Annotated in this window: 12 protein-coding genes; 7 read left to right on the top strand and 5 right to left on the bottom strand. The window is 62.4% G+C overall.

Features of this window, described 5'->3' with window-relative positions; translation table 11 throughout:
* Positions 1 to 53: 53 nt before the first annotated feature.
* The 4 genes from fabI (at position 54) to P3M64_RS00900 (ending at position 3,042) form a co-directional block, all read left to right on the top strand.
* On the top strand, positions 54 to 866 hold the full coding sequence (gene fabI, locus P3M64_RS00915) for an enoyl-ACP reductase FabI (protein WP_132940043.1): 813 nt from the start codon (positions 54 to 56) through the stop codon (positions 864 to 866).
* Positions 867 to 883: 17 nt separating this feature from the next.
* The gene (gene aroC, locus P3M64_RS00910) at positions 884 to 1,954 is read left to right on the top strand and encodes a chorismate synthase (protein WP_132940044.1); all 1,071 of its coding nucleotides are present in this window, start codon (positions 884 to 886) and stop codon (positions 1,952 to 1,954) included.
* A gap of 247 nt (positions 1,955 to 2,201) precedes the next feature.
* On the top strand, positions 2,202 to 2,552 hold the full coding sequence (locus P3M64_RS00905; RefSeq protein WP_132940045.1) for a rhodanese-like domain-containing protein: 351 nt from the start codon (positions 2,202 to 2,204) through the stop codon (positions 2,550 to 2,552).
* A 145-nt stretch (positions 2,553 to 2,697) separates the two neighbouring features.
* Positions 2,698 to 3,042 carry a hypothetical protein gene (locus P3M64_RS00900; RefSeq protein WP_132940046.1) on the top strand — a complete coding sequence of 115 codons (345 nt, stop codon included), beginning with the start codon at positions 2,698 to 2,700 and terminating at the stop codon, positions 3,040 to 3,042.
* Here the strand turns inward: P3M64_RS00900 and P3M64_RS00895 are convergent.
* From P3M64_RS00895 to P3M64_RS00880, 4 genes are all read right to left on the bottom strand, one after another.
* Entirely contained in the window at positions 3,036 to 3,851 is an 816-nt protein-coding gene (locus tag P3M64_RS00895) for a TlyA family RNA methyltransferase (RefSeq protein ID WP_132940047.1), read from the bottom strand. The two genes, P3M64_RS00900 and P3M64_RS00895, sit on opposite strands and share 7 nt — an antisense overlap.
* 24 nt (positions 3,852 to 3,875) lie before the next feature.
* A complete protein-coding gene (gene dxs, locus P3M64_RS00890; RefSeq protein ID WP_243644871.1) occupies positions 3,876 to 5,816 on the bottom strand; it encodes a 1-deoxy-D-xylulose-5-phosphate synthase in 1,941 nt (646 codons plus the stop codon).
* 143 nt (positions 5,817 to 5,959) lie between these two features.
* Positions 5,960 to 6,847: a polyprenyl synthetase family protein gene (locus P3M64_RS00885; RefSeq protein ID WP_132940048.1), complete on the bottom strand. Its 888-nt coding sequence runs from the start codon at positions 6,845 to 6,847 to the stop codon at positions 5,960 to 5,962.
* A gap of 25 nt (positions 6,848 to 6,872) precedes the next feature.
* Complete coding sequence (locus P3M64_RS00880) at positions 6,873 to 7,139, bottom strand: exodeoxyribonuclease VII small subunit (RefSeq protein ID WP_132940049.1); 267 nt, start codon at positions 7,137 to 7,139, stop codon at positions 6,873 to 6,875.
* A 166-nt stretch (positions 7,140 to 7,305) separates the two neighbouring features.
* Between P3M64_RS00880 and P3M64_RS14390 the strand changes: the two genes are divergently transcribed.
* Positions 7,306 to 7,644, top strand: coding sequence for a glutathione S-transferase family protein (locus P3M64_RS14390; RefSeq protein WP_132940091.1), 339 nt, complete (start codon positions 7,306 to 7,308; stop codon positions 7,642 to 7,644).
* Between the two features lie 4 nt (positions 7,645 to 7,648).
* Here P3M64_RS14390 and P3M64_RS00870 read toward each other — a convergent pair whose 3' ends face one another.
* Positions 7,649 to 8,584 (bottom strand): histone deacetylase family protein, encoded by a 936-nt coding sequence (locus P3M64_RS00870; RefSeq protein ID WP_132940050.1) that lies wholly within the window; start codon positions 8,582 to 8,584, stop codon positions 7,649 to 7,651.
* 178 nt (positions 8,585 to 8,762) lie between these two features.
* Here P3M64_RS00870 and P3M64_RS00865 point away from each other — a divergent pair, with 178 nt between their 5' ends.
* Both P3M64_RS00865 and P3M64_RS00860 read left to right on the top strand, forming a co-directional pair.
* Positions 8,763 to 9,980 carry an efflux RND transporter periplasmic adaptor subunit gene (locus tag P3M64_RS00865; RefSeq protein WP_165886403.1) on the top strand — a complete coding sequence of 406 codons (1,218 nt, stop codon included), beginning with the start codon at positions 8,763 to 8,765 and terminating at the stop codon, positions 9,978 to 9,980.
* Entirely contained in the window at positions 9,977 to 13,168 is a 3,192-nt protein-coding gene (locus tag P3M64_RS00860) for an efflux RND transporter permease subunit (RefSeq protein WP_132940052.1), read from the top strand. The genes P3M64_RS00865 and P3M64_RS00860 overlap by 4 nt, the downstream gene beginning before the upstream one ends.
* Positions 13,169 to 13,183: the final 15 nt, after the last annotated feature.

The following is a 13,183-nucleotide window of genomic DNA, read 5'->3' as shown; positions in this document are numbered from 1 at the left end:
CGGCGCCGGATCGCGCCCGACGTTTTTCTTTGATCAAGACGAAAGAGGGGAAAATGACCGCGAATACGGCGTTGATGGAAGGCAAAAAGGGCTTGATCATGGGGGTTGCCAACAACCGCTCGATCGCATGGGGGATCGCCAAGGCGGCTCATGCGCAAGGCGCGGAATTAGCTTTTACCTATCAGGGTGAGGCTTTGCTAAAGCGCATCACTCCGCTCGCCGGGGAGGTCGGCGCCGAGATCGTCTTGCCTTGCGACGTTACCGACGAAGGCAGTGTCGATGCCGTTTTCACCCACTTGCAGGAAAAATGGGGCGCCCTGGACTTTGTCGTCCACGCCGTCGCTTATTCCGACAAAGACGAACTGAAGGGGCGTTACCTCGACACGACGCGGGAAAACTTCAATCGAAGCCTGGATATTTCATGCTATTCCTTCACCGCCGTATGTCAGCGCGCCGCCCCCCTGATGAACGATGGCGGCAGCCTGCTGACGCTGACCTACTACGGCGCCGAAAAAGTCATTCCCCACTACAACGTGATGGGCGTCGCCAAGGCGGCGTTGGAGGCCAGCGTGCGCTATCTGGCGGCGGATATGGGGGCCCAAAACGTCCGCGTCAACGCCCTCTCGGCGGGACCGATGAAAACGCTCGCGGCGTCGGGGATCGGTGACTTCCGCTATATCTTGAAATGGAACGAGCTCAACGCGCCGCTCAAGCGCAACGTCAGTCTCGAAGACGTCGGCGGCGCCGGACTTTACCTCCTGTCGAACCTATCCAACGGCGTTACCGGCGAAATCCACCACGTCGATAGCGGCTATAACATCGTCGGCATGAAGGCCGTCGACGCCCCCGATATTTCCACCGTATAAAGCGCATTGATCCCATCATGACCGGTAATTCCTTCGGCCACCTGTTCAAGGTCGGCACCTTCGGTGAAAGCCACGGCCCCGCGATCGGGTGCGTCATCGACGGCGTTCCCCCCGGAATCGCCCTGTGCGAAGGCGACATCCAAGCCGATCTCGATCGGCGAAAACCGGGGCAATCGCGCTTCACCACCCAGCGCCGCGAACCCGACGTCGTGCAAATTCTCTCCGGCGTCTTCGAAGGCCGCACCACGGGAACGCCGATTGGCCTTTTGATCGTCAACCAAGATCAACGCTCCAAGGATTACGGCGACATCAAGGACAAATTCCGCCCCGGTCACGCCGACTATACCTATTTCAAGAAATACGGCGTACGCGATTATCGCGGCGGCGGACGGTCCAGCGCGCGCGAGACCGCGACGCGCGTCGCCGCCGGGGCGGTCGCGCGCAAGGTGCTGGGAGGCGGGATCGCCGTTCGCGGCGCGCTGATCGCCGTCGGGGACAACGCCATCGACCGGGCGCGCTGGAATTGGGACGAGATCGACAAAAATCCTTTTTTCTGTCCCGATCCCCGCGCCGCCGAACAGTGGGCGACCTATCTCGACGCCATCCGCAAGGACGGGTCGAGCATCGGCGCCGTCGTCGAAATCATCGCCTCGGGCGTTCCGGCGGGCCTCGGCGCCCCCGTTTTCGATCGCCTCGACGCCGACATCGCCAAGGCCCTAATGTCGATCCCCGCCGTCAAGGGGATTGAAATCGGCGCCGGATTCGCCGCCGCCGCCCTGCGCGGCGAGGAAAACGCCGACGAAATTCACCTCGAGAATGGAACGCCCGCGTTCCTCTCCAACAACGCCGGGGGCACCTTGGGCGGTATTTCCAGCGGCCAGGATATTGTCGCGCGCTTCGCCGTCAAACCCACCAGCTCGATTCTCAAGCCCCGACAAACACTGACCACCGGCGGGCGAGAGACCACGATCGTCACCAAGGGCCGTCACGACCCATGCGTCGGCATTCGGGCGGTTCCCGTCGGTGAGGCCATGGTGGCGATCACCTTGGCCGACCATCTGCTACGGCATAAGGCGCAATGCGGTTAACATCTTATAACATCCTGAAATAAAATATATTTTTATAAATTACCTTTTTTCGGAATTTGGTTTTTGATCTATTTTTACATTTTTATTTAGTTATTTAAAATAAATTGACATTTAAAATTGTGTGTATATTATAAAGAACAATACAAATGCAGTTTAATTGCGGATCCGCCTTATTATTCTCTGTTCGGCCCGCGGAACCCCGAACGAACTGCCTACGCCCAAACAGTTTACGCCGAGGAAACATCAGATGAGTGTTCACGCCTTACCCATCGAACCCGCCCCCATCGTTAACGAATGCACCGCCCACGAAGCCGCGGCCATGGTGCGCGAGGGCGAAGCGTTCCTGGTTGATGTCCGCGAGGTTAGCGAATACGAAAACGAACGTATTCCCGGCGCCTTCCTGATGCCCCTGTCGTTTTTCGACGCCGAACATTTCCCCTGGATCGCGGCGCAGAAGATCATCCTGCATTGCGCCGTGGGCAAGCGCTCGGCGGCGGCGGCCAAACAGCTTGTCGCCGTCGGTCTCGGCGGGGTCTATAACATGGTGGGTGGGCTCAACGCCTGGAAAGACGGCGGCCTTCCGGTCGAGACCGACTAAGGCCCCCCCCGCTTCGCACACGACGAATATCCTCAACGGAATACGTCAACCGCCCGTAATGGGCGGTTTTTTTTGCTTACCCCCGAGCGTAAAAGCGGGCATCATGACGGCCCCTTCGGTTCGGAAACAAGGCGACACATCCCCTATGCCCCCTCGCAAAAACCCCCTGAAGCTGAATAAACTTCAACTGCGCACCTTGGCATTGATGCAGGAACTGGCGCGCCATCCCGACACCTCCAGCCATGACGCTCAAACCGGTGAGTCCCTGCTGACGGTTCTCCCCCATCCTCACGGCGATCACGTTCATGTCGGTGGGTTGGTGGTTTCGGCGCGCGACGCCAGCGGCTTTCAAAACGAGGCCGTGTGGATCGCCCTCCAGCGCAAGGGGTTAATCCGTGCGGCTTTTCCCAGGGCCGTCACGCTCACGGCGCAGGGAAAAGCTTACGATACCGGCCTGTTGGACCCCGTCGCCCAACCCAGCGATCATTGATCGGTCGGCGCAGGCGACATTTTGGCGTCCGCCGCCGCGGGCGCGCCGTCAAAGCGCCCCCCGATCAAAAATTCGACATTGCCCTGCGGCCCTTTGATCGGGCTTTCATCGATCCCCAGAACGGTCCACCCGGCAAGCCCGGACAACCAGCCTTCGATATCCGCGCAAACCTCACGGTGCAATACGGGATCGCGCACCACGCCGCCCTTGCCGACCCGGCCCTTGCCGACTTCGAACTGCGGCTTGATCAGGGCGACCACCGCCCCACCGGGGCGCACCAAACCCAGCGCCGCGGGCAGCACGGTCCGCAGGCCGATAAAGCTGGCGTCACAGACCACCAGGTCGATCATCTCGGGGATTTGTTCCGCACCCAAATGGCGCGCATTGGTGCGTTCCAGAACGACGACACGGGGGTCGCCGCGCAGTTTCCACGCCAATTGGCCATGGCCGACATCGACCGCGTAAACCCGCGCCGCGCCGCGCTGCAACAAAACATCGGTGAACCCCCCGGTCGAGGCCCCGACATCGATGCAGAGCGCCCCCGTGGGGTCGATCGCGAAGGCGTTTAGGCCGCGCTCCAGTTTCAAGCCACCTCGCGACACCCAAGGGTGATCTTGGCCCTTGAGTTCGATCGCGATATCCTGGGCGACCTTGAGACCCGACTTGTCGAGGCGGCGGGTGTTGCTCAGAACTTGGCCCGCCATCACCATCGCTTGGGCGCGCGGGCGACTTTCCGCCAAGCCGCGATCGACCAGCAATTGGTCGAGCCTGACTTTCGCCGCCTTGGGCTTTTTGGGGGTATCGTTCATTGTCGGTAAGACCGCCGGGGAATTCTAAGCTCTGGCGGGATGCGCCGCATCGACGCTGTCCTTACCCAAAGTTTCCAAAACTTGGGCGACGATGGCGCGGGCCGTCAACCCCGCCTTTTCAAGTTGAACACCCGGCGCATCGTGATCCATAAAATGATCGGGCAGGGTCATGGTGCGCATTTTAAGGCCACCGTCCAACAGTCCCTCGTTGGCGAGGAAATGCAGGACATGCGCCCCGAATCCACCCTGAGCGCCCTCTTCGATGGTGATCAACACCTCGTGCGTGCGGGCCAGTTCGCGAACCAAGTCATGATCGATCGGCTTGGCGAAACGGGCATCGGCGACGCTTATCGCCAAGCCGTGACCGGCCAGAATATCGGCGGCCTCCCGCGCCGCCCCCAAGCGTGTCCCCAAGGACAACAGCGCCACGGCGCTTCCCCGGCGGACGACCCGCCCGCGACCGATCTCCAACACGTGGCCGCGTTCGGGCAAATCGACCCCGACGCCCTCGCCGCGCGGATAGCGAAACGCCGACGGCCCGTCGTCATAAGCCCGCGCCGTCGCCACGGCGTGCATCAGTTCACCCTCGTCGGCCGGGGCCATCACCACCATCGACGGCAGGCAACACAAATAGGCCAGATCGAAAGCGCCGGCATGGGTCGCCCCGTCGGCGCCGACCAGTCCGGCGCGGTCGATGGCGAAACGCACGGGAAGGCCCTGAAGAACCACATCGTGCACCACTTGGTCGTAACCACGCTGCAAGAACGTCGAATACAGGGCGCAGAACGGTTTGTACCCTTCGGCGGCGAGGCCGGCGCTGAAGGTCACGGCGTGCTGTTCGGCGATGCCGACGTCGAAGACCCGCTCGGGAAATTCCTTGGCGAAGGCGTCCACCCCGGTTCCCGTAGGCATCGCCGCGGTCACCGCGACAATGCGATCATCGGCCCGCCCTTCGGCGATCAGGGCGCGGGCGAAGACCTCGGTATAGGTCGGCGCGTTGCGCTTGGCCTTGACCTGTTTACCGGTGACGACGTCGAACTTGCCGACGCCATGATACTTGTCCGGGGCGTTTTCCGCCGGGGCGTAGCCGTTGCCCTTGCGGGTCACGACGTGGATCAGGACCGGCCCCGCGCCTTTATCGTCGCGGACGTTTTTCAATACCGGCAACAGATGGTCCAGGTTGTGCCCATCGATCGGGCCGACGTAGTAAAACCCCATTTCCTCGAACAGGGTGCCTCCGGTAACGAAACCGCGGGCGTATTCCTCGGCCCGGCGTGCGGCTTCTTCCAGACCCTTGGGCAGCCGCTTGGATATCTGTTTCGCCAGTTCGCGCACCGAGCGGAACGATTTCGACGAAATCAGGCGCGACAGATACGCGCTCATGGCGCCTACCGGCGGCGCGATCGACATGTCGTTGTCGTTGAGAATGACGATCAGGCGGCTATCCATGGAGCCCGCATTGTTCATCGCCTCGAAGGCCATCCCGGCGCTCATCGCGCCGTCGCCGATCACCGCGATCACGTTACCTTGCGCACCGCCGAGATCGCGCGCTACCGCCATCCCCAGGCCCGCGGAGATCGAGGTCGAACTATGCCCGGCGCCGAACGGATCGTAAGGACTTTCCGAACGCTTGGTGAAACCCGACAGGCCGCCGCCCTGGCGCAGGGTGTGCATTTTATCGCGCCGACCGGTAAGAATTTTGTGCGGATAACATTGATGGCCGACGTCCCAGATCAGACGATCGTGGGGCGTGTCAAACACGTGGTGCAAGGCGACGGAAAGTTCGACCACGCCCAGCGACGCCCCCAGATGCCCGCCGGTGATCGACACGGTGCGCACCGTTTCCTCGCGGACTTCCCGGGCCAGACGCACCAGATCATCAACCGAAAATCCGCGAAAATCTTCCGGAGACCGAATGGCGTCGAGCAATGGCGTCGCCCCGATGGTTATCGCCTGTTTGGACAAAGAAAGCTCCTTGGGAGAAGACCGCGCGGCGACCGTGAGAACGCGCGCTTGTTACCTACCATTCCTAACTCATAGCACTTTATGTAAGCCCTGTGACAACTTTTGATTTTTCCAGCGCACGGATCGGAAGAAAGCAGCGGGAATTACGAGCCTCGGACAACGACGTAATCGGCCAACTTTCTGAGAAGTTCGGCTTTTTCGCCGAAGACGTCGAGATGCCCGACCGCCTGGCGGGAGAGCATTTCCGCCTGTTCGCGCGCGCGCGACACCCCCAACGCGGAAACGAAGGTGGCTTTGCCCCGCTGGGCGTCCTTACCTGTTTTCTTGCCCACCGTTTCGGCATCGCCCTCGACGTCGAGCAGATCGTCGGCGATTTGAAACGCTAGGCCGAGATCATGAGCATAGGCGTGCAACATATGACGCGCCCCCTCGGTCGCCTTGCCGATGATGCCGCCCGCCTCGCAGGCGACCGCGATCAACATTCCCGTCTTCATCCTCTGCAAGCGCGTAATTTCGCTGAGGGCGAGGTCCCGATCACCGGCGAGAAGATCCAACATCTGGCCGCCCACCATGCCGAACGCGCCCGCCGCCTTGGCCAGCGCACCGACCAGTTCCACCCGCACCGCCGCGTCGGGGTGGGTCGCCGCGTCGGCCAGCACCTCGAAAGCCTGGGTTAACAAAGCGTCGCCCGCCAAAATCGCGGTGGCCTCGTCGAATTGGATGTGCACCGTCGCCCGGCCCCGGCGCACAGCGTCGTCGTCCATCGCCGGCAAGTCATCATGGACCAGGGAATAGCAATGCACCATTTCGATCGCGGCGGCGACACGAAGGGCATGGCTTTCCTCGACGTTAAACATCGCCGCGCTGGCCAGGGTCAAAAAAGGGCGCACCCTTTTCCCACCACCAAGCGCGGCATAGCGCAGCGCTTCCATCAGGCGCCCCTCCGGCCCGTCATCGGGGGGGAGAAGAGAGTCCAGAACGCCCTCCACCTTATGGGCGCATGAGCGCATCGCACGTTGAAATGTGTCCATATGAGTGAAAACGCCTACCTTGTTGTTATTCGACATCGAGAGGTTCGGTTTTCAACACGCCACCCGCGCCGGGAATGATTTTTTCAATGCGCGCCTCGGCTTCTTGCAATTTGGCCTCGCAATGGCGTTTCAGTTCGGCCCCACGTTCGTAGGCCGAAATCGAGGCGTCGAGACCGCCACGCCCTTCTTCCAATTGACGCACAATCGTTTCCAATTCGCCCAAGGCGTCCTCGAAATTCATTTGCGAAATATCTTGGGCTTCGCTGTTGTCGGCTTCTTTTTGTTCGGACATTATCTCTTAACCTTAAGGTTTCGCTGCGCCGCGAGTCTAGGATCAGACCCCCGCAAGGGCAACCGTGAATGGCGCTTTTTCCGAACGGCGTTCGCCGCCGTCCTCTTGGAGTGACCCGGAGCGACAATGGCGCGTCTTGGAATGGCTTTTCTAGGAGGCCAACCGGATAGGTTTTTCGGTATCGAACCTGCGTTTTACCCGGCGTTTCAAAAAGGATCCGAACGGCGAAGAAATCGCCTTCCTGCGCGCCCGCGCCATCGACGATCTGGACAGGCTGGACGAGGAATTCGCCGAAGCGCCGTTCCTGACCGGCCCCATACCCACCATCGCCGATATCGCCTGCTGCGCGTATTTATATTGGCTGGACGAGGCCGGTTTACGGATATCGGACTGGCCGGGGGTTGAAAAATGGCTGGGGCGCATCGCCCAATTGCCGGGATGGTTCCATCCCGACGACATGCCCCGCCAATCCCGGGTTTTTGCCCCCGGAATCGCCGCCGGGTAACGGTTCAGTCCCCCGCGCCCATCAGTCCGCCGACATGCGCCGCGACCGAAGCGCCGAGGGCCTCCAGGTCGTAGCCGCCCTCGAGAACCGATACGATTCTTCCCGAACAGCACCGCCCGGCGAGGGCGCACAGTTCCCCGGTCAGCCAGGCGTAATCGTCCGCACTTAGGTCATGCGCCGCCAGGGGATCGCGCCCGTGGCCGTCGAAGCCGGCGGAAAGCAAGATCATATCCGGGGCGAAGGCGGCGACCGCGGGCAGGATTTTATCCACGTAAGCGGCGCGAAACGCAGCCGATCCCGTCCCCGGCGGCAGTTCCACATTCAGAATATTGCCGAGGGGGCCATGATCATCGGCGCGCCCGGTGCCGGGGTACGCCGGAGATTGGTGCGACGAGGCGTAGAACAGGTCCGCACGCCCCCGCGCCACGGTTTCGCTGCCGTTGCCGTGGTGCACGTCGAAATCGACGATCGCGACCCGCGCGACGCCCTCATGCTCCAACGCGTAAAGCGCGCCGACGGCGATGTTGTTAAACAGGCAAAAACCCATGGCGCGGCCCGGTTCGCTATGGTGGCCGGGCGGGCGCACGGCGCAAAAGGCGTTGTCTGCGCGCCCGGCGAGGACGGCATCGACGCCCTGCATCACCGCGCCCACGGCAAACAACGCGCTTTCCCCCGATTGCGGGGAAATCACGGTGTCCGGATCCAGATGAACCACGCCTTTCGCCGGCATTCGGGCGAACACGCCCTCGACATAAGCGCGGTCGTGAACGCGCAACAGGTCTTCGCGACTTGCCTTATCGGCCTGCGCGCGGTGCAGGGGCACAAAACTCACGCCTTCCAACGCCCGCGTCACGGCCTCCAGACGCGCCGCCCGTTCGGGATGGCCGGGGCCGGTATCGTGGCGCAAAAAAATCGGGTGCGTCAAAAATAGGGTCGTCATGGCATTCTCGCCCGGGACTGTGGCAATGCGGGGCCTTCGCGTGTGCAGCGCGCCCGAAATGATGCACCGGCGCGCCGGTGCGCGAAAGTGCTTTGTTGATCCACCCTTTAAATCCCCTTACGCTTTAGCCTTCCGATAGTGCCCTTTTAATGCCCCCCTGGCGGGAAGGACCGTGGCCGTGAAGTTGAGTATTCCTCCCACAGTAACGACGTCGCCACCGGGCTTGCCGCTTTCGCGCCGCCACCGTTCGAAAAGGCGGCGTATCCTCGCGCTGGGCGCCCTCGCGCTGTTTTCCCTCACCCCGGTCTGGAGCGCCCCCGCCCAAGGCCAGGAAAAAATCAAGGGCGGCGGTCAAGAAGCGCCCCACGTGCGCGTCGATGCCGTGGTGCGCACGTTCACCGATCAAACGTTTCCCATCATCGGCCGCCTGGTCGCCAAACAATCGGGGGTCGTGTCCGCCCGCATCGCCGGGCCCGTCGCCCAAATGCCCGCCGAGATCGGCCAGCGCATCGAAAAAGGCGATATCGTCGCCGTGCTCTATAGCGAAAGCCTGCGTTGGAAAGTCGCGCTGAAGAACGCCGAGCTCACCAAGGCCGCGGCGGCGCTGAATACCGCGAAAGCGCAGCTGAAATTGCGTGAATTGACTCTGCGGCGTCTGGACCGCCTGCGTAAATCGTCGGCCTTCAATCCGGCTCGTTTCGACGACGCCGGCCAGGAAGTCGCAAAAGCGAAAAGCGCCGCCGCCGAAAGCGCCGCGGCGGTGGCCAGCGCCCGGGCGACCCTTCAATTGGCGAAAATCGATCTTGAGAACGCCAATGTCCGCGCCCCCTACGGCGGCGTCGTGGTGCGCCACCACACCGAGGTCGGCGCTTACGTACGCATCGGCGACCCCGTGGTCAGTATGATCGACGATCGCCATCTGGAGATCGAGGCCGACGTCCCCGCTGACAAAACCGGCGGGCTAACGCCCGGCGCCGAGATCGCCTATACCTTTGCCGACGGCGCCGAGCGCCATGCCTGGGTGCGCGCCGTCCTACCCAGTGAAAACCCTCTGACGCGCACCCGAATCGTGCGCTTGGGCACTGCCATCGACACGACCGCCGCCAAAACACGCGACCTGGTCGTCAATCAAAGCGTCACCCTGCGCATTCCCATCGGCGCGCGGCGCGAAGCGGTGAGCGTGAGCAAGGACGCCGTCCTCATCAAAAATGGCGCGCACAAGGTCTTCGTCGTCGTCGGCGGCAAGGCGGTCTTGAAAACGGTGCGCCTGGGGACGGCGCTGGGCGAGCGCTTCGAGGTTTTAGGCGGTCTTATCCCCGGCGAGCGGGTCGTCGTGCGCGGCAACGAGCGCCTACAGGACGGTCAGAGCGTCCGCATCGAAGGCGCGCCCGGATGAACCTCATCAAAGTCGCCATCGAACGGCCCATTGCCGTTATCGCCGCCGTTTTAATGGTCGTGATGTTCGGTCTTCTAGCGCTGAAGACGATCCCCATTCAACTTATTCCCGACATCCGCAAGCCGGTCTTGAACGTGCGCACCGAATGGCCCGGCGCGGCCCCCGCCGAAGTCGAGCGCGAAATCGTCAATCGCCAGGAAGAAGCCTTGCGCGGCCTGCAGGGGCTGGACGAAATGACCTCGCGCTCGGATCGGGGTCGGGCCACCATTTCCTTGGAATTCGCCGTCGGCCAGGACATGGACAAGGCGCTTTTGCTGGTCGCCAATAGGCTCGACCGGGTGACGGATTACCCCGCCGAGGTCAAACGCCCGACACTGAACACATCCGACAGCGAGGACCAGCCCATCGCCCGCTTTTCGCTGGTCCGCACGCCGGGCAACACACGGCCCCTAAGCAGCTACGGCTCATTTGTCGAAACCGTGATTCAAGACCGCCTGGAACGGGTGCCCGGCGTCGCCGGGGCGTATCTGTTCGGCGACGTTCCCCGCCGCCTGGAGGTCATTGTCGAACCCGCCCGCTTGGCCCAGTACGGCCTTGGCGTCGGGCGCATCCTCGACGCCCTGCGCGCGGCCAACGCGTCGGTGTCGGCGGGCACGGTCGATGAAGGCAAACGGCGTTACGTGGTGCGCGCCGAGGGCGAATTGACAACCCCCGAAGCGGTCAGGAACGTCGTCGTGCGCACCATCGCCGACACCGCCACGGGCAACGTTTCCAGAGTGCGCATCGGCGATATCGCCCATGTCGCCTTCGGCTACCCTGAACCCGACGCCGTGATCCGCAGGAAGGGTCAGCCGGCCATCGCCATCAGTGTCGTGCGCGACACCGGGGCCAACGTGATCGACGTCATGAAAGGCCTGAAGCGGGCCGTCGCCGAGCTTAATCGAAGCGTTCTTCCGGCGCAAAAACTAAGGCTGGAGCAAATTTACGACGAGACCGTTTATATCACCTCGGCGATCGACCTGGTAAAGCAGAATATCTGGGTCGGCGGCCTGCTGGCGGCGCTCATCTTGTATATATTTTTGCGCTCCTGGGCGGCGACACTGATCATTTCCGTCGCCATCCCGGTTTCGGTGATCGGCTCGTTCGTCGCCATGGCGGCGATGGGTCGATCGCTTAACGTCATCTCCCTGGCGGGAATCGCCTTCGCCGTCGGCATGGTGGTGGACGCCGCCATCGTCGTTTTGGAAAATATCTTCCGCTTGCGCCAGGAAGGTCTGCCCCCGGCCGAGGCCGCCTACAAGGGCGCGGCGCAGGTCTGGGGCGCGGTGCTGGTTTCGGTGTTGACCACGGTTTTGGTGTTCGCCCCGATTTTGGTGATGAAACTGGAAATCGGCCAGCTTTTCCGCGATATCGCCGTCGCCATATCGGTTTCCGTGGTGCTGTCGCTGATTGTCGCCATTACGGTGATCCCCGCCCTGGCCAACAGGTTATTGCGCGCCGCCCCGGTAGACCCGAGCGCGCGCCCCCTGCCCCTGCTCGATCCGTTCGCCCGTTGGTTCACCCGAAGCGCCGTCGCCTTTACTCACCGCGTCGCCCACAACCGGGGCCTGGCGATCGTCGTCGTATTGGTCGTCTGCGGCGTCAGCGGGGCGAGCAGCTTCTTGTTCCTGCCTAAAATGGAATACCTGCCCGAAGGCAACCGCAATCTGGTTTTCGGCGCGGTAATCCCGCCGCCCGGCTACAACCTCGCCACCACGACCCGGATCGCCCAGCGCATCGAGGACGCCGTGCGCCCACTGTGGCAGCCGCGAAAAGACGGCGCAAGCGACGCCAAGGGACCACCCCGGATCGCCAATTTTTTCTTCATCGCCCGATCGACCACGACCTTCGTCGGCGCCAGCGCCGTCGATCCCGCCCGGGCCGGCGAACTGATCCCGATCTTGCGCAAGCCTTTGTTCAAGGAACCGGGAACTTTCGGCTTTATGTCGCAACCGTCCCTTTTCGGGCGCGCCGTGGGCAGCGGGCGGTCGATCGACGTCAACATTTCGGGGCCCGACCTGAACAAGATCCTCGCCGTCGCCATCACCGCCACCGATTTGATCGAGAAAATCCTGCCCCGGGACGAAGGCAATCAACTGCGCCCCAGGCCGGGGCTCGAACTGGGCGCGCCGGAAGTGCGGATCATTCCCGACCCCACCCGCTTGGCGAACAACGCCATCACCACACGGGAGTTCACCCAAACCGTGGACGCCTTCAACGACGGCCTCAGGGTCGCCGAGATCACCGTCGATGGGCAGCGTCTGGATCTGACCTTGATGGGACCGCAAAGACACATCACCCGCACCCAGGGCGTCTCCACCATGCCGATCGTCACCGCAAGCGGGGCCATCGTGCCGCTGAGTTCGCTCGCCAAGGTCGTCGTCACCGCCGGCCCCACCGAAATTCGCCATATCGAACGCGAGCGCACCGTCACCATCCAGGTCCGTCCATCGAAAAAAATGGCGCTGGAAAGCGCGATCGCCCTGATTCGCAAAGACGTCGTGCAGAAGCTTTACGCGGACGGCCTGCCCCAGGGCGTGCACGTCAACCTGGCCGGCACCGCCAATAAACTTTCCCAGGCCTGGGACGCCATGGCGCTCAACCTTCTGATCGCCATCGTCATCGTTTATCTGGTCATGGCGGTGTTGTTCGAGAGTTTCATTTATCCCTTCGTCATCGTTCTTTCGGTGCCGCTGGCCACCGCGGGGGGGGTCGGCGGCCTGGCGCTGCTCAACCTGTTCGTTCCCCAGCCGCTCGACATGCTAACCCTGCTCGGCTTTATCATTCTCATCGGCATCGTCGTCAACAACGCCATTTTGCTCGTCCACCAGACGCTCTATCATCTGCGCCGGGACGCCATGGAACTGGAAGACGCCATCATCGCCTCGACACGCAACCGGATCAGACCGATCTTCATGTCCACCCTGACCAGTGTCGTGGGGATGCTGCCCTTGGTGATTTTCCCCGGCGCCGGATCCGAGCTGTACCGGGGCTTGGGTTCGGTGGTCGTCGGCGGCCTGACCCTTTCCGCCGTCCTGACGCTTTTGATCATTCCGCCGATGATGACGCTGCTCGCCCGCTTCGCCGAAGAAGATAAGGGGGAAGGAAACAAAAAAAAGGCACGCCCCACGGAGCGCGCCGCCTCGTAAACGCGCCCCCTCGCC

Origin of the sequence: Varunaivibrio sulfuroxidans (genome assembly GCF_029318635.1) — a bacterium.
Classification (GTDB): Bacteria; Pseudomonadota; Alphaproteobacteria; order Rhodospirillales; family Magnetovibrionaceae; genus Varunaivibrio; species Varunaivibrio sulfuroxidans.
The sequence above is the reverse complement of the archived record's forward strand: the minus strand, read 5'-3'. Positions and strand labels throughout refer to the sequence as shown.

What these genes read in the sequence shown, in the direction of transcription:
- P3M64_RS00895 (WP_132940047.1), bottom strand. Translation starts at nt 3,851, where the DNA reads ATGAACGATACCCCCAAAAAGCCCAAGGCGGCGAAAGTCAGGCTCGAC.
- P3M64_RS00860 (WP_132940052.1), top strand. Translation starts at nt 9,977, where the DNA reads ATGAACCTCATCAAAGTCGCCATCGAACGGCCCATTGCCGTTATCGCC.
- fabI (WP_132940043.1), top strand. Translation starts at nt 54, where the DNA reads ATGACCGCGAATACGGCGTTGATGGAAGGCAAAAAGGGCTTGATCATG.
- aroC (WP_132940044.1), top strand. Translation starts at nt 884, where the DNA reads ATGACCGGTAATTCCTTCGGCCACCTGTTCAAGGTCGGCACCTTCGGT.
- P3M64_RS00905 (WP_132940045.1), top strand. Translation starts at nt 2,202, where the DNA reads ATGAGTGTTCACGCCTTACCCATCGAACCCGCCCCCATCGTTAACGAA.
- P3M64_RS00885 (WP_132940048.1), bottom strand. Translation starts at nt 6,847, where the DNA reads ATGGACACATTTCAACGTGCGATGCGCTCATGCGCCCATAAGGTGGAG.
- P3M64_RS00900 (WP_132940046.1), top strand. Translation starts at nt 2,698, where the DNA reads ATGCCCCCTCGCAAAAACCCCCTGAAGCTGAATAAACTTCAACTGCGC.
- P3M64_RS00880 (WP_132940049.1), bottom strand. Translation starts at nt 7,139, where the DNA reads ATGTCCGAACAAAAAGAAGCCGACAACAGCGAAGCCCAAGATATTTCG.
- P3M64_RS00870 (WP_132940050.1), bottom strand. Translation starts at nt 8,584, where the DNA reads ATGACGACCCTATTTTTGACGCACCCGATTTTTTTGCGCCACGATACC.